General features: G+C 71.2%; 18 protein-coding genes. 7 read left to right on the forward strand and 11 right to left on the reverse strand.

The window, feature by feature from the left end:
• Positions 1-223 precede the first annotated feature (223 nt).
• Positions 224-955 carry a trypsin-like peptidase domain-containing protein gene (locus AAH991_RS11545; protein WP_346225761.1) on the reverse strand — a complete coding sequence of 244 codons (732 nt, stop codon included), beginning with the start codon at positions 953-955 and terminating at the stop codon, positions 224-226.
• Between the two features lie 305 nt (positions 956-1,260).
• On the opposite strand from AAH991_RS11545, the gene AAH991_RS11550 reads away from it, so the two are divergent.
• On the forward strand, positions 1,261-1,449 hold the full coding sequence (locus tag AAH991_RS11550) for a hypothetical protein (RefSeq protein WP_346225762.1): 189 nt from the start codon (positions 1,261-1,263) through the stop codon (positions 1,447-1,449).
• Between the two features lie 480 nt (positions 1,450-1,929).
• Here the strand turns inward: AAH991_RS11550 and AAH991_RS11555 are convergent, their stop codons facing one another.
• The 3 genes from AAH991_RS11555 to AAH991_RS11565 all read right to left on the reverse strand — a co-directional run bounded on the left by AAH991_RS11555 (position 1,930) and on the right by AAH991_RS11565 (position 4,957).
• On the reverse strand, positions 1,930-2,805 hold the full coding sequence (locus tag AAH991_RS11555; protein WP_346225763.1) for a hypothetical protein: 876 nt from the start codon (positions 2,803-2,805) through the stop codon (positions 1,930-1,932).
• Positions 2,806-3,075: 270 nt separating this feature from the next.
• The gene (locus tag AAH991_RS11560; RefSeq protein WP_346225764.1) at positions 3,076-3,615 is read right to left on the reverse strand and encodes a hypothetical protein; all 540 of its coding nucleotides are present in this window, start codon (positions 3,613-3,615) and stop codon (positions 3,076-3,078) included.
• Between the two features lie 115 nt (positions 3,616-3,730).
• Positions 3,731-4,957: an MFS transporter gene (locus tag AAH991_RS11565; RefSeq protein WP_346225765.1), complete on the reverse strand. Its 1,227-nt coding sequence runs from the start codon at positions 4,955-4,957 to the stop codon at positions 3,731-3,733.
• An 82-nt stretch (positions 4,958-5,039) separates the two neighbouring features.
• On the opposite strand from AAH991_RS11565, the gene AAH991_RS11570 reads away from it, so the two are divergent.
• Both AAH991_RS11570 and AAH991_RS11575 read left to right on the forward strand, forming a co-directional pair.
• The gene (locus AAH991_RS11570; RefSeq protein ID WP_346225766.1) at positions 5,040-5,912 is read left to right on the forward strand and encodes a LysR family transcriptional regulator; all 873 of its coding nucleotides are present in this window, start codon (positions 5,040-5,042) and stop codon (positions 5,910-5,912) included.
• A 4-nt stretch (positions 5,913-5,916) separates the two neighbouring features.
• On the forward strand, positions 5,917-6,528 hold the full coding sequence (locus AAH991_RS11575; protein WP_346225767.1) for a class I SAM-dependent methyltransferase: 612 nt from the start codon (positions 5,917-5,919) through the stop codon (positions 6,526-6,528).
• Between the two features lie 52 nt (positions 6,529-6,580).
• On the opposite strand, the gene AAH991_RS11580 is transcribed toward AAH991_RS11575, so the two are convergent.
• Positions 6,581-7,078 carry a hemerythrin domain-containing protein gene (locus AAH991_RS11580; RefSeq protein ID WP_346225768.1) on the reverse strand — a complete coding sequence of 166 codons (498 nt, stop codon included), beginning with the start codon at positions 7,076-7,078 and terminating at the stop codon, positions 6,581-6,583.
• 98 nt (positions 7,079-7,176) lie between these two features.
• Positions 7,177-7,608, reverse strand: coding sequence for a GNAT family N-acetyltransferase (locus AAH991_RS11585; protein ID WP_346225769.1), 432 nt, complete (start codon positions 7,606-7,608; stop codon positions 7,177-7,179).
• A 258-nt stretch (positions 7,609-7,866) separates the two neighbouring features.
• On the opposite strand from AAH991_RS11585, the gene AAH991_RS11590 reads away from it, so the two are divergent.
• Positions 7,867-8,637 (forward strand): neutral zinc metallopeptidase, encoded by a 771-nt coding sequence (locus AAH991_RS11590; protein ID WP_346225770.1) that lies wholly within the window; start codon positions 7,867-7,869, stop codon positions 8,635-8,637.
• A gap of 155 nt (positions 8,638-8,792) precedes the next feature.
• Positions 8,793-9,233, forward strand: coding sequence for a YybH family protein (locus tag AAH991_RS11595; protein WP_346225771.1), 441 nt, complete (start codon positions 8,793-8,795; stop codon positions 9,231-9,233).
• Between the two features lie 99 nt (positions 9,234-9,332).
• On the opposite strand, the gene AAH991_RS11600 is transcribed toward AAH991_RS11595, so the two are convergent.
• Positions 9,333-10,625, reverse strand: a complete 1,293-nt coding sequence (locus tag AAH991_RS11600) for a hypothetical protein (protein WP_346225772.1) — start codon at positions 10,623-10,625, stop codon at positions 9,333-9,335.
• A gap of 132 nt (positions 10,626-10,757) precedes the next feature.
• Between AAH991_RS11600 and AAH991_RS11605 the strand changes: the two genes are divergently transcribed.
• Positions 10,758-11,570 carry an SAM-dependent methyltransferase gene (locus AAH991_RS11605; RefSeq protein ID WP_346225773.1) on the forward strand — a complete coding sequence of 271 codons (813 nt, stop codon included), beginning with the start codon at positions 10,758-10,760 and terminating at the stop codon, positions 11,568-11,570.
• Positions 11,571-11,589: 19 nt separating this feature from the next.
• Here AAH991_RS11605 and AAH991_RS11610 read toward each other — a convergent pair whose 3' ends face one another.
• Positions 11,590-14,592 carry a bifunctional [glutamine synthetase] adenylyltransferase/[glutamine synthetase]-adenylyl-L-tyrosine phosphorylase gene (locus AAH991_RS11610; protein WP_346225774.1) on the reverse strand — a complete coding sequence of 1,001 codons (3,003 nt, stop codon included), beginning with the start codon at positions 14,590-14,592 and terminating at the stop codon, positions 11,590-11,592.
• Between the two features lie 267 nt (positions 14,593-14,859).
• On the reverse strand, positions 14,860-15,597 hold the full coding sequence (locus AAH991_RS11615) for a type 1 glutamine amidotransferase (protein ID WP_346225775.1): 738 nt from the start codon (positions 15,595-15,597) through the stop codon (positions 14,860-14,862).
• A gap of 68 nt (positions 15,598-15,665) precedes the next feature.
• Between AAH991_RS11615 and AAH991_RS11620 the strand changes: the two genes are divergently transcribed.
• Entirely contained in the window at positions 15,666-16,523 is an 858-nt protein-coding gene (locus AAH991_RS11620) for an alpha/beta hydrolase (protein WP_346225776.1), read from the forward strand.
• A 99-nt stretch (positions 16,524-16,622) separates the two neighbouring features.
• Here the strand turns inward: AAH991_RS11620 and AAH991_RS11625 are convergent, their stop codons facing one another.
• Complete coding sequence (locus tag AAH991_RS11625) at positions 16,623-17,405, reverse strand: hypothetical protein (protein ID WP_346225777.1); 783 nt, start codon at positions 17,403-17,405, stop codon at positions 16,623-16,625.
• 171 nt (positions 17,406-17,576) lie between these two features.
• A complete protein-coding gene (glnA2, locus tag AAH991_RS11630; protein WP_346225872.1) occupies positions 17,577-18,938 on the reverse strand; it encodes a gamma-glutamylpolyamine synthetase GlnA2 in 1,362 nt (453 codons plus the stop codon).
• Positions 18,939-19,019 lie beyond the last annotated feature (81 nt).

Raw genomic sequence — 19,019 nt, forward strand, 5'->3', positions numbered from 1 at the left:
ATTGCGCGCTCAAGGCGGCCCGAAGCCGGGCCGCACGCGCCGCCGTCACGGCACGCCGCCGCCTCCCGCCGGCGCTCCCGGCGGTCGGCTGACACCACTCCGGACGGCTGGCGCGGACGAGTCGAAGCGAGGGCACTCCGTTCCGAAGTGACGTCCGAACCTACGCATGGGTTATGGGTGATCGGGGTGGGGTGACCACGGAGAGAGGCGCACTGGCGCACTATCACTTGCTACATCGCTGGGTCGAAACCGGTCTCGTGGCGTCCCACGCGTCGATCACAATGGTCTTGAATTCCTCGGCGGCCAGCGCGTAACCGCGGTTCGGAGCATCCCTCGACCCTGCAAGAAACATTCCGGCGACCTTGCCCCCGGGAACGACCAGTGGCGCACCGCTGAGACCTGGGGCGATGTCGGCACTGGAGAGTTCGAGGATGTTCCTGTCGACTTTGCGTTTCTCGTAGATGTCCAGGCTGCTTGCCAAGATGTGTCGTTCGATCTTCATCTGCTGTACCACCTCACGCCCTGTGCCCTTCGGATAGGCGAGCGCGTAAGCATTGCCGGGCGGCGCGTCGGCGATGATGAGCGGGGGCGCGGACAGATCCGGTACGTACAGGACCGCGACGTCAACACTCGGATCGAAAGCGACGACCCGTGCCGGAAAGGCCTCACCATCGTCGGTGGTGACGCTGAGGGATCTGGTGATGCCGGCTACCACGTGCGCCGCCGTCACCACCCGCTGGGGGACGTATACGAAGCCCGTCCCTTCGATCCTCTTGAAGCACGCCGGCGCTCGTCCCGAGACGCGCACTACGCTCTGCTTTTTGCTGACGATCTCAGGAGGGAGTGTGGCCGCGCCGGCCGGCGCCGAAGCGCGGATGGGCGGCGGCGAGGAGGGGATTGTGATCGAGCACCCGCCGAGGACAAGAAGAATCGGCAAGCACAGCCAGCGCGTCATGCCTTCCATTTCTTGGAAACCCCCTGATAGATCCCCTGTCCCGGCCAAGGTCACTCTCCGGGATAGTCCATCCGATCAAGCTATCGAGGTCTGATGACGGTCATGTCACGTCGCGATGCGTCTACTCAAAGACTTTGGGCGTCAGGCAGTTCCTCTCAGGATGTTCAACCGGACAAACAGAGGTGTGAACAGTTCGGCGTGCTCGGAAGCCGAGTTCGAAACGATGGCCTTTCGCATGCGCTTCCTCCCCGACGGCATCGGGTGTGTGTAGGAGCCACACGTTCGCGTAGGGCTATTTTGTGCGGGTGAGCAGGAGACGATACGTCGCCAGGGGCGTGCCCGGCGGCTACCGGATCTGGGACAACAAGGCCCGCCGCTGGTGGGGTGACCTCTATGAGCTCTGCCCCGACGACCTTCTGAACGAATTGAACGGCAGCAAGAACAGCGAGAAGATCACGGCACTGCTTCAGCGATACCGTGTTCAGAAGCGGTAGCGGGCAAACTGTGTACGGCAGCGAAGGACGTCCCCTCCCACAGGCATACACGGCCGAGCCGCACCCACTCGGAGGGCCCTCTACGTCGTGACCGGCTCCGGTTCGCAAGCAGGGCGTGCACCAGTGCTCAGGTTCGACGGTCCTGCCGACCTAATTCTGGTGCCATGCATGATCTGGCCGGTTAGGTTGAGGGGTCCGCGAGAAGGCTGGCCGAGGAATTGGACGAGTTCAACGCACACATCGTCGGGACCATCGACGTCGTGCGAGAGTTCCGGCCCGGCCAGGAGAAAGGGTGAGACGACGTCAAGGTCGTGGACGGCGCCAGGTCGGCCGGTACGGGCGCGTCCTCCCCATGACCAACCGCGCGGCAACCCTGCGCCCCCGGCGCCGGTTGGGCCAGGCAGTGGTCGCGAGGTCGGCCTGCGCGCCGTCGTCGCCGCTCGGGAGGGCTTCGAGACGGCCCCGGTCTGCTCCCCTGTCTCACTGCTCGAAGGTCGGCCGGGCGTCCTCTCTGATGACCTCCACCATGTCGTCGAACTCCGGCAGGCCACCGGCGGGAGCGCGGACGGCAGCGGTTTGAGACGGTTTGGGTGCCGTTATGGTCGCGGCCGCACCCCACGACTGGATTTCGGTTCTGACGCCACTCCTGCTGAAGGGCCTTCTCTGCCCTTGGCTGGTCCAGCTTGAAGTGACCAAGTAGGGAAGGCCCCGCCTGTCGAAGGTGATGCTCCACCTCAGGACCAGATTCGCGTAAGCGGGGTCGGGTCCTTTCCCCGCCACCTCCCGGAACGTGGGTGAGAGCCGGTAGAGCTCGGCGAACGTGGTGGTGCCGTCGTAGAAGCCGGTCACCTTGAGGTCCGGGGTTTTGCCGGCGGGATTCGGCAGGTTGAACTTCCGCCTGTCCGCATGAGCGATCAGCGCCCTGAGCGTCGCGATCTCGAAGATGTTGACGACCTGGTCGCCGAAGGCCGTGGCTCCGGCGGTGCGCTTGCCGCGCGCCGCCCAGGTCTTTCCCTTGGGCAGGCCCGCGGTCCACAGGCGCCCCGTGCTGTAGAACCGGCCGTCCGTGTTGACCCAGCGATGCGGCTGAGTCTGCGCGATCAGGCTCTGCGAGACCAGATCGCCTTCGGCGGCACGTTCCTTCGCCAGCGGAAGATCATAACGGTTGAATTGCACCTGGCGGGTGATTCCCGCAGCGGCGACGCCACGCCTGCCGAGAAGCAGCGTTCCGTTCTGCAGCACGTTGAAGCGGTACGGATTGGATTGGTGACCGTCATATTTGCTCCTGGCCCCGAGAAAAGCGCCTCCGTACTCTGTGAACCTGACGCTCGCGCCCCTGGCCAGCTGGTTCTGCACGGCTCGGACCACATCGGGGACGGCGGCTTCGGCCACGGCCGGGACGGAGAGCGTCGCCGCCGAACCGACGAGTACAGCGGATAGGAGAGCTGGTAATCGGCGCATGAACATATTCCTTCGACAAATCGGACCATAACGATCTTCAGTGGTCCCGCAGCGTAGCATTTCGGCAGGCGAGCACGACTCGGTTACGCCGGATTTCCTCCGGCCGCCCATCCACGGCCACGTGCCCGCCGATGTGCGACCACCGCTCCGGCGCGAGCCGAATGTTCAGCGGGCCCTTTCCCTGAGCCGCCGCTCGAACTTTTCGGGGTCGAGATAGTACTCATACATTTCGGTCGTGGTCTTGACGACGACGGGATCCCCGATGGGCGCGGGCCAGATCTGCAGGTAGTGGTCGTCGGCGGCGTCCTGCGTGCCCTCGGAATCCAGGCCCTTGACGTGATACCGGATGCGATAAGCCCCCGGCCCTGCCGGGAGAGCGGGCAGGGGGTGCATGACATGCTCGTCGAAGCTGAACCCGGTCAACTCCAATCGGCCCGATCCGGACACGTAGCTGACCTCCACGATGTCCTCATAACCCTCTCGGTCCGCCCCCGGATCCCGGTCGGCGACCGTCACGGTGAAATCGGCCGGCCCCCACTGGTGGGTGATGCGCAGGGTGACGCAGCTCTTCTCGACCTCGATGATCCCGGCGGAGTGGGCCGGTGTCTCCACGTCTTCGATGGATTCCCCGTCCGCCAGGTAGGCGGTACCGCAGTCCTCCACCTCGACCTGCAGGCGTACGGTTCGCTGGTGATCGTCGCGCATGAGCGGGATCGTAGACACCGCCACCGACAAGATCGGTCGTGGAGAGGTAACCGGTTGACGTGCGGCACTTCCGGCGGGCGGGTGCGTGTCACGGCTCCCGGTGACGGCGGAAGCGTCACTTCGTCAGGGCGGGGGTTCTGCGCAGCAGGAGCGTCAGAGCGCCGGTGGCGGCGAGCAGGAGCACGGCGAGCGCGACGACGCCCGACCACCCGGCGTCCGTCCAGGCGCGGCCCGCGAGGCTGCCGAAGACGGAGGACCCGAGGTAGTAGGTGAACAGGTAGAGCGAGGCGGCCTGCCCCGTGGACGCCCCGCCCGCGTACGCCCGGGCCGGGACCCATCCGCTGGCCACCCCGTGGACGGCGAAGAACCCCGCGGTGAAGAGCGCGAGGCCGGCGACCACGACCGGCAACGAGGACGGCAGCGTGGCCAGGACGCCGGCCACGGCCAGCAGGCAGCCCAGCGGCGTCACGGTCCGGCGTCCGTGGGCGTCGGCCAGCCGGCCGAAGACCGCGGAGCTGAAGGAGCCCACAGGGTAGACGAGGAACATCAGGCCGGCGGCGCCGAGACCCAGGTGGAACGGCGCGCCCGCGAGCCGGAAGCCCAGGGTGTTGAACACCGCGACCAGGGCCCCCATCGAGCAGCCGCCGATGCCGTACAACGCCAGCAGCCCGCGGTCCGACAGCGCGCGCAGGCTCCCGCGCAGGAGTGCACGGACGCCGGCCGGAGCCGCGACGAAGCGCCGGGAGGCCGGAAGCAGCACCCGTACGGTCAGGGCGCACAGGAGGCCGAGGACGGCGGCCGCGGCCAGGGCCCAGCGCCAGCCGGCGGCCTGGGCGACGCCGCCGGTCAGGAGGCGGCCGGCCATCCCTCCGAGTGCCGTGCCGCCGACGTACAGACCGGCGGCGCGGGCGTGCGTGGACGGGTGCAGTTCCTCGCGCAGGTAGGCGGTGGCGACGGCGGGGAGCCCGGCCAGCGTGACGCCCTGGAGCAGCCGCAGGACCATGAGCGCCGGCCAGCCGGGCGCCAGCGCGCACGCCGCCGCGACGACGGCGGACACCGTCAGCGACAGGTGGATCAGCCGGGTGCGTCCGACGACGTCGGACAGCGGACCCGCCACCAGCAGCGCGACGCCGAGCCCGAGCGTGGTGAGCGACACGCTCAGCGTGCTCTCCGCGGTGGACACCCCGAACTGCGCGGCGAGCTCGGGCAGGATCGCCTGCGTGCTGTAGAGCAGCGCGAAGGTCGCGACCCCGGCGGCGAACAGCGCCACGACGACGCGCCGGTACCCGGTGGTCCCCGGCAGGTGTCCTTCCACCGCAGCGGTCTCAAGAACAGCGGTCACCCCCACGACTGTGCACTCCCTGGGGATATGCGTCCAATGCGATGGAAGGCCGGATTCGATGCGTCATGCGTATGATGCGGGCATGCTGCTCCGGGACCTGTCCTGGCTGGTCGCCCTCGCCGACCACCAGCACGTGACCGACACCGCCGCCGTCCTCCGTACCAGCCAGCCGACGCTCTCCCGCGCCCTCGCCCGGGTGGAGGCCGAGCTCGGCACCCGGGTGTTCGAACGCGCGCCCGACGGCGTGCACCTGACGCCCAACGGGGCGGTCGTGGTGGCGGCCGCGCGCGACCTCACCGCACGCTACGAGCAGCTCCTCGCCGACCTCCGGAGCCTGCTCGACCCGGACACCGGCGTGGTGCGCCTGGCCTTCCTCGACTCCATCGCCACCTCTCTGGTCCCCCGGCTGCTGCGCTCCTTCCACGAGTACGCGCCCCGGATGCGGATCCTGTTGCGCCAGGAGCCGGCGCACGAGATCGTGCGGGACCTGCGCACGGGGGCCGCCGATCTCGCGATCGTGTCCCCGCGCCCGTCGGGGGACTTCGGCTGGCACCCGCTGCAGGAGGAGCGGCTGGTGCTCGTCGTGCCGCCGAGCCACCGGCTGCGCGACCGGAAGGAGGTGGAGCTGCGGGAGCTGGCGGACGAGGAGCTCGTCACCACGCCGGTCGGCTTCGGCTACCGGGCCCTGGTCGACGCGCTGCTGCGCGACGCCGGGGTGTCCCCCGCGGTCTCCTTCGAGAGCCAGGACCTCGCGACCATCGAAGGCCTGGTCGCGGCCGGGCTCGGCGTGGCCGTCGTCCCCGAGCCCTTCGCCGGTCAGTCCGGGACCGTCGGCGTCCGCATCGCGGCCGGGGCCGCCCGGCGCACCATCGGTCTCACGTGGCGTACCGACCACGCCCTGGCCGCCCCCGCCGTCCGGTTCCGGGACTTCGTCGTGGCGCCCGCCCTACCATGACCGGATGCGCGAGGCCGGCTCGAAGCCGTACTGGAACACCAACGTCGCCCGGCATCCGGGCATCCTCCGCGCCGTACCGGAGGGGTGCGGCGACGCGCTGGACGTCGGCTGCGGCGACGGCCTGCTCGCGCGGAGGCTCACCGGCCGGGCCAAGCGCGTCACCGGCCTCGACAGGTCACCGGAGATGATCGCCCGCGCCCGCGAGCTGTCCGCCGGGCGGCCGGAGCTCACCTTCGTCGAGGGCGACTTCCTCACCGCCGCCCTGCTCGTCAGGGGCTACGACTTCATCTGCTCGGTGTCCGCGATCCACCACATGGACTTCGACGCCGCCCTCACCCGGATGCGCGAACTGCTGCGGCCCGGCGGCACGCTGGTGGTGGTCGGGCTGGCTCGTGAGGCGTCCCCGGCCGAGTGGGCGGCGACGATCGCGGCCGCCCCGGTCGTACGGATCACCAAGGTGCTGCGCCGCGCGCGGGAGCCCGAGGGGATGCCGGTGGCCGTACCGCGGATGAGCTACGGGCAGGTGCGGGCCGCGGCACGGCGGTTGCTGCCCGGCGTGCGCTACCGCCGGCACGTGCTCCGCCGATACTCCCTCACCTGGACGAAGCCCGAGTAGGCGACACCGCGAGCCGGCCGTCACGGTCGCACGGGACGCTCCGGCTCACCGGTCAGCGCCCCGCCTCGCCCGTGCGCAGGAACTCGGGCCGCGAGCGGTCCCAGCCCGGCACGTCCAGCGCGTTGAGCGCCGCGACGATCCGCTTCTCCTCGTAGACGAAGTGCGTCTCCATCAGCGCGGCCAGGCTGTCCAGCTCGCGGCGGACCTCCGCCGGGTCCGCCGCCTGGTCCAGCCGGCCGACCAGGTCCCGAAGGCGCCGCAGGCAGTCATCCACCAGGCGGTGGTCGCGGCGCAGTTCCTCCAGCACCGGGCGCAGCTCGGGGAACCGCCGGGCGAGTTCGGGGAACGCCCCGTCGTCCTCACCGGTGTGGTGGCGGTCCAGCGCCGAGCAGAAGGCGAGGCAGTGGGCCCGCAGTTCGCGGGGGCGGGCGCCTCCGGCGAGGTGGGCGTCGATGTCCTCGCGCAGCGCCGCGAGCTCCTCGCGGAGCCAGATGTGCACGTCGATCAACTGGTTGCCGAACGCCCTCAGGCGTCCATGCGATGTCGTCAAGGTCGTCCCTTGTACCGGCGCCTCCATGCCCTCGGCGGTCTCCTTGCCGGGTGCACCGCGACGCTGGGAGAGGGTCTATCACCAGGCCGCCCGACGCGTCAACGGTGCGGGGACCGGCGGTAGCGGACCTCGGTCAGCGGAAAGCCGTCCGACTCGTCCCGCTGCACGGCCCCGTCGGGGCGCCAGCCGCCGCGCTCGTAGAACCGCCGGGCCCGGCTGTTCCCCTCGACGACCCAGAGAATGGCCTGCTCGTACCCGGCGGCGGCGAGGCCGTCCAGCGCGGCGGACATGAGCCGCCCGCCGACCCCGGCGCCCCACACCTCGGGCACCAGGTAGATCGCCGAAACCTCCGCCACCGAGGCGGGGTCGACGTCGTCGTCCCGGCCGGGGCCGAACGCGGCGAATCCGGCGACGGAGCCGTCCACCTCCGCGACGAGGACCTCCGTACGCCGCGGGGACTCACCCAGGAGCCGCTCCCACACCGGCAGGCGCATGGCGGGGGTGAGGCCGTCGAGATGGGCCTGGGGCATCAGCCCGGGGTAGGCGGCCTGCCACGACCGTACGTGTACGGCGGCGATCGCCCCGGCGTCCGCCGGTTCGGCGCGTCTGATGATGATGCACGCTCCTTATCCGCTTTCGGCCGCCGGTCCCGGCACCGGGTAATACGTCTCGCGGCACGGCCGGGCGAGCGACGGCTCTCCATAATGCGCCGCATCGTACGCAAAGGGCGAATCGTTATTGCTAAAAGCCTTTTGCGCGCACTTTGCTCTGGTTTACCCTCGTCGTCCGTGAAACTCGCCATCATCGCGCTCGCCGGTTCGGTGACGCTGGGGCTCGTCCCTGCCGTCTCCTCCCCTGCCGCCGCCCACCCCATCAAGAACAGCACCCTCACCGGCAACCGCCTGTACAAGGCGGGGCCTCTGCCGACCACCTCCTGCCGGGAACGTCCGGTGAAGAAGAACGACTCGGCGTCGGCCAAGAGCTATCTCGCCGGTGTGCTCAAATGTGTCGACCGCACCTGGACCGCCCAATTGCGTGAGGCGGGCCTGAAGCGGTCCCGGATGAAGCTCACCTACGCCGACAAAGTGCCGGCGAAGTTCTGCGGCCTGAAGTGGCGCAAGGACGATTTCAACGCCTACTACTGTGACGAGACCCATACGCTCCTGATCGTGCTCTCGAAGGAGCTCCTGGAGGATCCGGGGGACCTCTTCCTGTTCAACCTGGTGGCGACGTACTACGGGGAGCACGTGCAGAACTCCGCCGGCATCTACCGGGCCTGGATCAACCTCGACTCCCGGAACAAGGCCGAGCTCGCCGAGCAGAACCGGCGCTACAACCTGCAGGCCTACTGCTTCGGCGGAGCCTTCATCCACAGCGTCTGGAAGTCCCTCCACCGCGGCCCCGAGGACTGGGACGACCTGCTCTACTACCTGCGCGGGTGGGCGGGCAAGGACGGCGGCAGCAGGAAGTCGATCACCTACTGGGCCGGCGCCGGGTTCAAGTCCGGCGACCCCGGCTCCTGCAACACCTGGGCCGCGCCGTCCTCGAAGGTGGCGTGACGCGTGCTGCGGCATCGGCCGACCGGGCCGGCAGCCGGTCCGGTCAGCCGGTGCGACTCGATCGCCGGCCCGTCGTGACCTGACATTTCGCGGCGCTGTTCTGTCGTATCGGTGAGAACCCGGACTTGCACACCGAATCGAAGGGATGGGTGACGATGCCCACGCGACGCGAGGAAGACGAAGCCACGATCAGGCGGCAGATCGGCAGGATCGTCGAGGGGATCCGGGCCGGGGATCTCGAGGGCCTGCGGCGGCTCTACGCGACGGACGTCGTGTCCTTCGACGTCGAGCCGCCGCTGCAGCACGTGGGGATAGACGCGAAGTTGAAGAACTGGGCCAACGTGTTCGGGTTCTTCCAGGAGGTGGATTACGAGGTTCGCGACCTGACCCTCACGGTGGGCGATGAGGTGGCGTTCGGTCACTGCTTCGGCCGGCTCAGCGGCACGCTGAGGAACGGGACCGCGACGAGCGGCATGTGGGTCCGGGGCACTTTCTGCTTCCGGAAGACCGACGGCGAATGGTTGATCGCGCACGACCAGGTCTCCGTGCCGCTCGACATGGCGAGCGGCCGGGGAGTGACCGACCTCGAGCCCTGACGCGGGCGGTGCCGCCGGTGACGCCTCGGTCCGCGCTGACCGCGGCGGCACCGGAGCCGCGTATCCATGGCAGACGGACCGGGTTCCCGCCGCCGCCCGTCAGGAGGGGGTCGAGCCGGAGGTCCGCGCGCGAAGGCCGCTCACGCGGCGCAGGATGTCCCACCAGAACGGCGCGCCGAACAGCAGGGCCACCAGGGTGATGAGGAATCCCGGCCAGTGGCCCGGCGACGTGAGCCGGCCCCACCAGTCCCCGCCGCGCCAGGCCCAGGCCGGGCCACCGGAGGCGTCCATCGTGACGCTCACCGGGGCGTGCGTGAAGATCTGCACGAACGCCGGAGTGCTCAGCACGTCGGTGACGCACGCGTAGGGGTCCCGGCCCGGCTCGCACTGCTCGCGCAGGGGCTCCAGCGCCTGCGTGCCGGACTGGCCGAACGCGGTCACCGCGCTGCGGTAGGCGTTGTCACGCAGCAGGCTCTTGCCGTACTCCAGGGAGTCCATGCTGAACACCAGCGTCACGACGAGGCCGAGCGCGACGAGGACCCAGCGGACGTAGCGGCGGTAGAGCAGGCTGAGCCGCTCCATCTCGCCGTCGAACCAGTCCTCCACGCCCCGCCGGAACGCCTCCAGGTCGTGACTGGCCCTGTCCCACACGGCCTTGAGCGGCCGGGAGAAGGGGCTCTTGAGCGCGTCGAGGTCCCGCATGAGGGTCTCCACGCCGCCGTGCTCGGTGGCGATCTCCAGGACGGCGACGGCGAAGCGCGCGGGCGGGATGTCGGCGATGCTCGTCCGCCCGCGCTTGGCGTGGTCGATCTCCTGCAGGCGCTCGTGGAGCAGCTCGGCCATCGACTTGCCCTGGCCGGGCGGAAGCACGGCCGACACGTCCGCGGCGAGGACGGCCGCCTCCACGGGATCGGCCTGCTCCGCCGGATGCGCGGGGTCGACCCGCGCGTCCGAGGGGACCGGGTCCGCCGCCATCTGCTCGGCGGCCACGGAGCCCGCGGCGGCGGCGAGCGGCGGGCTCTCCACGGGCGGCGGCTGGCGGCTGAAGGCGGGCCGCGGGTCCCGGCCGAACGGCAGCCGCGCGAACACCCCCATGACACTGGCGGGCAGGCGCGAGCGGCCCTCCTCCGGCGTGACCGCCTGCGTCGGCCGCGGCCTCGCCCCGCGCCCGAACCTCTTCAGCACGTCGAGGACGCGGTCGAGCCGGGAGGTCCCGTCCGACGTCTCCGCGCCGTCGAGGGTGTCGCGCAGGTACGCCCACAGGAACTTGCTGCGGATACCGAGCAGCCTGACGATGCCCTCGTTGACGCCGCTGACGAGAAGCGACAGCAGCAGGAAGGCCAGGACCAGCCCGATGGCCAGATCGGCGTAATACGAGATCAAAGAGATCACCCGTACCGTTGATACAGCGTGCCCCCTGCAAGGGCAATGCTTTCCGCGACCCTCAATCTTGATCAAACGGCCCGGGCGCGATTGGACAAATGGATAAGATCAGATAAAACCACGTCCCTTTGGAGTACGGCAATGGCCGACGAGACGTCCCCTCCCACGAGGCTCAACACCTCGGTGCCCCATCCCGCCCGGGTGTACGACTACTGGCTGGGCGGCAAGGACAACTTCGCGGCCGACCGCGAGGTCGCGGAAGCGGTCAAGTCCGCTTCCCCCGGGGTCGTCCAGGGAGTCCGGGACAACCGCGCTTTCCTCGGCCGGGCCGTACGGTTCCTCGCGGAGGAGGGCATCACCCAGTTTCTGGACATCGGCACCGGCATCCCGACCCGGGGCAACACCCACGAGGTCGCCCAGGCCGTGAATCCGGCGGCCAGGGTCGTCTACGTCGACAACGATCCCATCGTGATGGTCCACGCCCGCGCGCTGCTGCGCAGCGCGCCGGAGGGCAGGACCGCCTACGTCGAGGCCGATCTGCGCGATCCGGACGCCATCCTGGAGCATCCGGACACGCTGGCGACGCTCGACTTCGGCCGGCCGATCGGCCTGGTGATCGTGGGCACGCTGATGTACATCAAGGACGAGGACGACCCGTTCGGCGTCGTCAAGCGCTACACCGACGCGCTCGTGCCCGGCAGCTACCTCGCCGTCTCCCACGTCACCGGCGACTTCGCCCCCGAGAGCCTGACGGCCTTCGCCGAGGCGTACAACGCCGGGTCCGTACCGCTCGTCCTGCGGACCGGCGCCGAGATCAGCCGGTTCTTCGAGGGCTTCGAGCTCGTGGAACCCGGCCTGGCCGCGCTCGGCGAGTGGCGTCCGGCCCCGGACGACGTCCCTCTCCCTGCCGACCACGTGCACGGCGCGTACGGGGTCGTGGGCCGCAAGCTCTGACCGGCCCACTCCCCCGCGCTCAATCCTCGTAGAAGACGCGCTCGACCACGGTCCTGGCCCGCCGGGTGGCGCGCCGGTAGTCCTCGATGAAGTCCTCGGTGCCCTCCGGCGGATAGCCGAGGGCCCGCGCGAGCAGCACGCGCTCCTTCACCGGGGTGGGGATGCTGTCGGCCGCCCGGCCGCGCACCAGCATGAGGGCGTCGCGGATGCGCGAGGCGAACAGCCACGCCTCCGCCAGCACCGCCTCGTCGGCCGGGTCGAGCAGGCCCTCTCCCGCCGCCGCGCGCAGCGCGTCCAGGGTGCGCGTGGTGCGCAGCGCCGGTACGGCTCCCGCGTGCCGCAGCTGGATCAGCTGGGCCACCCACTCCACGTCGCTCAGCCCGCCCCTGCCGAGCTTGGTGTGCAGGGCCGGGTCGGCCCCGCGCGGCAGCCGCTCGGCCTCCATCCGGGCCTTGAGCTTGCGGATCTCGCGTACGGCGTCGGCGGAGATGCCCTCGGCCGGGTAGCGCAGCGGCTCGACGAGCGCGACGAACTCGCGGCCGAGCTCGGCGTCGCCCGCGCAGAACCGGGCCCGCAGCAGCGCCTGGGCCTCCCAGTGCGAGGCCCAGCGGTCGTAGTAGGCCCGGTAGGAGGCGATCGTCCGCACGAGCGGCCCCTGCCGCCCCTCCGGCCGCAGGCTCGCGTCGATCTGCAGCGGCGGATCCGGGGCCGGCAGCGCGAGCAGCCTGCGCGTCTCCTCGGCGACCGCGTGCGCGGCGTCGGTCGCGTCCCGCTCGGCCACCCCCGGCAGCGGCGCGTGCACGAACATGACGTCGGCGTCGCTGGCGTAGGAGCTCTCCAGGCCGCCGAGGCGGCCCATCGCGATCACCGCGATCCGGGTCGGGAACGCGGCCCGCCGCTCCAGCGTGACCTTGTTGATCGCCGTCTCCAGCGCCGCCTGGATCGTGACGTCGTTGAGGGACGAGAGCGCCTGGCCGACCGCCTCGATGTCGATCAGCCCGGACAGGTCGGCGCAGGCCGTGCGGAGCAGTTCCCTGCGGCGCAGGGCCCGGACGGCGGCGACGGCGGTCTCGGCGCTCCCCGCGTGGCGGCCCACCGCGGCGGCGGCCTCCGCGGCGAGCGTCGCGGCGGGCCGTACGGCCAGCTCGGCGGGAGAGCCCAGCATCGCGACGGCCTCGGGCGCGTGCAGCAGCAGCCCGGTGACGTAGCGGCTGGTGCCGAGCAGGTGGGCGAGCCGCTCGGCCACGGCGGTCTCGTCGCGCAGCAGGCGCAGATACCAGGGCGTGGTGCCGAGCTTGTCGCTCACCTGGCGGAAGCCGAGCAGGCCGGCGTCGGGGTCGGGGGCGTCGGCGAACCAGCCGAGCATGACCGGCAGCAGCGTCCGCTGGATGGCCGCGCGGCGGGAGACGCCGCTGGTGAGCGCGGCGATGTGGCGCAGCGCGCCCTCGGGGTCGGCGTATCCGAGGGCCTCCAGCCGCGCGGTGGCCGCGGCCGTGGACAGGCGGGCCTCGGTCTCCGGCAGCCGGGCGACGGCCTGCAGCAGCGGCCGGTAGAACAGCTTCTCGTGGAGCCGCCGCACCTCCAGCGCGTGCCGCCGCCAGGTGGTGGTGAACTCCCCCACCGGGTCGGTGGTCATGCCCAGCCCCCTGCCGAGCCGCCGCAGGTCGGCGGTGTCCGACGGCACCACGTGGGTGCGGCGCAGCCGGTGGAGCTGGAGCATGTGCTCGACCTGGCGCAGGAAGGTGTAGGCCTCGGCGAGCGACTTTGCGTCGTCGCGGCCGACGTAGCCGCCTCTGGAGAGCGCGGCGAGGGCCGACAGCGTGGCCCGGCGGCGCAGCAGCGGGTCGGACCGGCCGTGCACGAGCTGCAGGAGCTGGACGGCGAACTCGATGTCCCGCAGGCCGCCCGGCCCGAGCTTGATCTGCCGGTCGGCCTCGCCCGCGGGCACGTGCGCCTCCACGCGGCGCCGCATGGACTGCACGTCCTCGACGAACTTGGGCCGGGCCGCGGCCTGCCACACCAGCTCGTTGACCGCGGCCACGTACTGCTGGCCGAGCTCCAGGTCGCCGGCGACCGGTCGTGCCTTGAGCAGCGCCTGGAACTCCCAGGTCTTGGCCCACCGCCGGTAGTAGGCCAGGTGGCTCTCCATGCTGCGCACGAGCGGGCCCATCTTGCCCTCGGGGCGCAGGTTGGCGTCCACCTCCCACAGCGCGCCCTCGGGGGTGCTCGCCGAGCAGGCCCGCATCATGCCCTGCGCCAGGCGCGTGGCGGTCTGCAGCGCCTTGGTCTCGTCCACGCCCTCCTTGGGCTCGGCCACGAAGACGACGTCGACGTCGGAGATGTAGTTCAGTTCGCGGGCGCCGCACTTGCCCATGCCGATCACGGCCAGCCGTACGTCGCCCGCGTCGGCCACCTCGGCCCTGGCGATCGCGAGTGCGGCCTCCAGCGCGGCCGAAGCCAGGTCGGCCAGCGCGGCGGCGACCTCGGCGAGCGTGCACTCGCCGGTCACGTCCCGCGTGGCCAGGTGCAGCAGGCGGCCGCGGTAGGCGACGCGCAGCGCGTCCATCGCCGGGCCCGGCTCGGTGGCCGTGGTCCCCCCGGTCGCGTCCGCGGCCACCGGCTCGGCGTCGTCCGGGTCCGCGCCGACCGCGAGCAGCATCTCCTCACGCAGCTCGCCGGTCGCGGGCCACCGGGTCCACCCCGTCGAGGCCAGGCACTCGGGGTGCCGTACGACGTGCTCGCCGAGCGCCGCGCTGAGCCCGAACACGCCGAGCAGCCTGCGGCGCAGGTCCGGGTCCGCGCGGAACGCCCCGAGCACGCTCGGGTCCCGCTCGACCAGCCGGCTCAGCGTGGTGAGCGCCAGGTCCGGGTCGGCGGCCCGGACGAGGTCGTCGAGCAGCGCGAAGTCGCCGACCGCCTCGGGACCGAGCTCGTCGAGCAGCCTCTCGGCCCGCGCGCCGTCGGCGAATCCGAGCGCCGCCAGGCGCCCTGCCGTCGTCTGTATCCGAGGCGCGGCGTTCACCGTTCCTTCCTCCACCCCGACGTCGATCACGTCGGCCCCCCGAGACAAACCCTCCCAGTAACGGTACACATGGGATGGAAGCCTCCTCGCAGAGATCGGTCCCCTCCGGGGAGCCGATCTTGACCGTCCGGCCCGGCGCGTGCCGGGCTCAGGCGCACACGCTAACCCTCAGGGTTGTGCGCGTCCTTAGCGGTTTCTCTGCGTAATCATCCCATCACGCGTTTTGGCCGCGCACCCGCGCACCGGCGCGCCGTCGGCCCAGGGAGGTCAGGACCGGGCGACCAGGGCCGCGAACGCCTCGGCCAGCGGCCTCCACGTGCGTCTCAGCTCGTCCTCGGCCGACTCGACCCGCGCGTTCAGCTCCGCGGCCCGCTCCGGCGGCAGCGCGCCGCCGGCGGTCCAGGAGGCGAAGATCGCGGGCGTGGCCTCGGGGTGGAACTGCACGGCCCAGGCGCGGTCGCCGAGCCGGTACGCCTGGTTGGCGTACATCGTGCCGGCGGCCAGCCGTACCGCGCCCGCGGGCAGGGACGTCATGGCGTCGTAGTGGTACTGGACGGCCCTGACCCGGCCACCGGGAAGCCCGGACAGCCCGGACAGTACGGACAGCCCGGGCAGCGCGGACAGCAGCGGGTCGGCGGCGGCCGCGGGCAGCGGCTCGATCTCCCCCAGCCCGATCTCCAGGCCCGCCGCGCCGCGCTCGACCGTGCCGCCGCAGGCCATCGTCATGAGCTGGGCGCCGAGGCAGACGCCGAGCGTCGGCACGCCCTCGTCCACGGCGCGCGCGAGCAGGTCCCTGGTGGCCGGGAGCCAGCCGTACCCCTCGTCGTCCCACGCCGCCGCGGAGCCGCCGAGGACCAGCAGCCCGGCGGGGGCACGGCCGGGCACCGGCTCCCCCTTGTACGGCCGGACGACCTCCGCCTCGACACCCGCGGCCTCCAGCCAGCCGGCGAAGAAGCCCAGGCCGGCGTCGGCCTCGTGCTCGATGACGATCAGACGTTCACCCATGGGGCAGAGCTTAAAGACGCATATCGGGACAGGCGATACCTGAGAGGGTCGTACCGTACAGTCCCCCCATGAACATCGACGAGGTCGCCGTCCCCGGCGGACGGCTGCGGATCGCCCGGTTCGGCGGCGGTCCCCGCGTGATCATCGCGGCGCACGGCATCACCGCCTCCCTCATGGCGTGGCGGGGTGTGGCCGAGGCGCTGCCGCCCGGCTGGTCGCTGGTCGCCGTGGACCTGCGCGGGCGCGGCCACAGCGCCGGCCTGCCCGGCCCGTACGGCCTGGACCGGCACGCCGAGGACCTGGAACGGGTGGCGGAGCACGTCGGCGCGGACGGCACGAGCGTGCTCACCGGCCACTCGATGGGCGCCTACGTCGCGGCCCTGCACGGCGCGCGGCGGCGCTACGCCCGGGTGGTGCTCGTGGACGGCGGCCTGCCGCTGCCGCTGCCGGACGGCGCCGACCCCGACGAGGTGCTGGAGGCGACGCTCGGCCCGGCCATCGCCCGGCTCTCCCAGACCTATCCGAGCGTGGAGGCCTACCTCGGCTTCTTCCGCGCCCATCCCGCGCTCGCCCGGGACTGGTCCCCGCTCGTCGAGGAGTACGTCCGCTACGACGCCACCGGGCCGGACGGAGCCGTCCGCTCACGCGCCCGCGAGGACGCCGTACGGCAGGACGGCCGCTGGCTGCTCACCGAGCACGAGGCGATCATGGCGGCCCTGAAGGCCGTGGAACCGGCTCCGCTCCTGCTCCGCGCGCCGCGAGGCCTGCTCAACCAGGACGTCGGGATGCTCCCGGACGACCTCACTGCGCGGTGGGCGGCGGAACTGCCCGGCCTGCGCGACGAGGTCGTGCCGGACTGCAACCACTACACGATCCTGTTCGACCCCCGCTGCGCCGCGGTGGTGGCCGCCCGCCTCACCGGATGAGAACCGCCGGGCGGTCACGGGTCACCCGCGGCCGCCCGTGGCGAAGTCACCGGGCGAATTCACTGGGCGAAATCACCGGGCGGGATCACTGGTGTCGGATCACTGGCGGGGCAGGATCCAGGTGGCCCTGGCGGCGGCGACGAGCGTGCCGTCCACCTCGTAGACCGCGCTCGTGCCGAACAGCTTGCGGCCGTCGCGGCCCTCGGCCCGGGCCACGACCGAATACCTGCCCATCGGGTAGACCCGGCGGAAGACCTGCCCGGTCAGCCGCCCGAGCAGCGGCGGCTGGATCGGCTCGCGGTCCGGGAAGCTGCGGTAGTGGGCCCATCCGGTGGCGCAGTCCAGCGCCGCCCAGACGATCGAGTCGGGCACCACGCCCTGCTCGTCGGTCACGTTGAACGGCACCCGCCAGCCGGCGGCCACGAGCTCGGCGCCCGCCGCCGGGTCCTCCACCGCGCCCTCGACCGGGTCCTGCACGGGGCCGGGGAAGATCCGCAGCCCGTCACCCGGCTCGCGCAGCCCGCAGGCGAAGCAGCCCGCGATGGCGTGGCCGTTCCTGCCCGGGAAACCCGCCTCCGCGCGGGCCGCGTCGGTGAACCGCACGAACGGCGGCGGCGTCAGCGTCTCGGCGACGGGGATCGCCTCGACGAGATGGCTGTCGCCCGCGCTGAGGACGACGGCGTTGCCGACGTGTTCGACCGCCAGGGCGGTCTCCAGCGGGACCGGTCTGCGGAGGGTGACCTCCACCGGACAGTCGTGACCGCCCCCGGTCAGCGTGCCGGCGAGGGTGCCCGCGATCCATCCGCCGTTGGCGGTGCCCTCCGGTCCCCGGAAACGCTTCGGTACGGTCAGAACGGTCTGCAGCCCCGCAGCCGCCGTCATATGGCCACGTCCTCCCTGAGTCACGCCTTGATACGGCTCACCGTAACAGTCGTAACAAGTGAGCCGATTTTACTGTTCCGGTGCAGGGACCAGCTAAACAAGGGCGAGTGTCAGGAAGATTTGCAGTCTGTAACGCCGCGGTGACGGATGACCTCCGTCACCGCACGGGCGTCACAGCACGGGCAGGTAGCGGCCGAGCTCGTACTCGGTCACCTGGCGGCGGTAATCCTGCCACTCCGCGCGCTTGTTGCGCAGGAAGTAGTCGAAGACGTGCTCGCCCAGCGTCTCGGCGACCAGCTCGCTGCGCTCCATCGCCGTGATCGCCTCGTCCAGCGACTGGGGCAGCGGCTGGATGCCGAGCGCCCGCCGCTCCGCGCTGGTCAGCGCCCACACGTCGTCCTCGGCGCCCGGCGGCATCTCGTACCCCTCCTCGATGCCCTTGAGCCCGGCGGCCAGGATGACGGCGAAGGCGAGGTACGGGTTGCAGGAGGAGTCGACCGACCGGAACTCGATGCGGGTGGAACCGCCCTTGTGCGGCTTGTACATGGGCACGCGCACGAGCGCGGAGCGGTTGTTGTGCCCCCAGCAGATGTACGCGGGGGCCTCGCCGCCGGCGCCGGCGATGGCCTCCGCGCCGCCCCACAGCCGCTTGTAGGAGTTGACCCACTGGTTGCAGACCGCGGTGATCTCCGCGGCGTGCCTGAGCAGGCCGCCGATGAACGACCGGCCGATCTTGGAGAGCTGGTAGTCGGCGCCGGGCTCGTAGAAGGCGTTGCGGTCGCCCTCGAACAGCGACATGTGCGTGTGCATGCCGGACCCGGGGAAGTCGGTGAACGGCTTGGGCATGAACGAGGCCCACACGCCCTGCTCCAGCGCCACCTCCTTCATCACGAGGCGGAACGTCATGATGTTGTCGGCCGTGGTCAGCGCGTCCGCGTAGCGCAGGTCGATCTCCTGCTGACCCGGCGCGCCCTCGTGGTGGCTGTACTCCACCGAGATGCCCATCGACTCCAGCATCATGATCGCGTTGCGGCGGAAGTCGTGGCCCGCGCTGTGCGGGGTGTGGTCGAAGTAGCCGCCCTCGTCGATCGGCTCGGGCCGCTCGCCCTTCTCCGGCCGGTTGCGCAGCAGGAAGAACTCCACCTCGGGGTGGGTGTAGAACGTGAAGCCCATGTCGGCCGCCTTGGCGAGCGTCCGCTTGAGCACGAAGCGCGGGTCGGCGTGCGACGGCGAGCCGTCCGGCATCAGGATGTCGCAGAACATGCGGGCGGCGCCCGGCGACTCGCTGCGCCACGGCAGTATCTGGAACGTCGACGGGTCGGGCTTGGCCAGCATGTCCGACTCGTAGACCCGCGAGAAGCCCTCGATCGCCGAGCCGTCGAAGCCGATGCCCTCGGCGAAGGCGCCCTCCAGCTCGGCCGGCGCTATGGCCACCGACTTCAGGAAGCCGAGCACGTCGGTGAACCACAGCCGGATGAACCGGATGTCTCGCTCTTCGAGCGTGCGGAGGACGAATTCCTGCTGGCGGTCCAAGGCGTACCTCACGGAGTTACAGGTCTGGTCGCCTACCAGTCTGCCTTGTGAGTGTTTCACAGGGGTTACGAGGAGGTGTGA

This window comes from Microbispora sp. ZYX-F-249, assembly GCF_039649665.1.
GTDB classification, from domain to species: domain Bacteria; phylum Actinomycetota; class Actinomycetes; order Streptosporangiales; family Streptosporangiaceae; genus Microbispora; species Microbispora maris.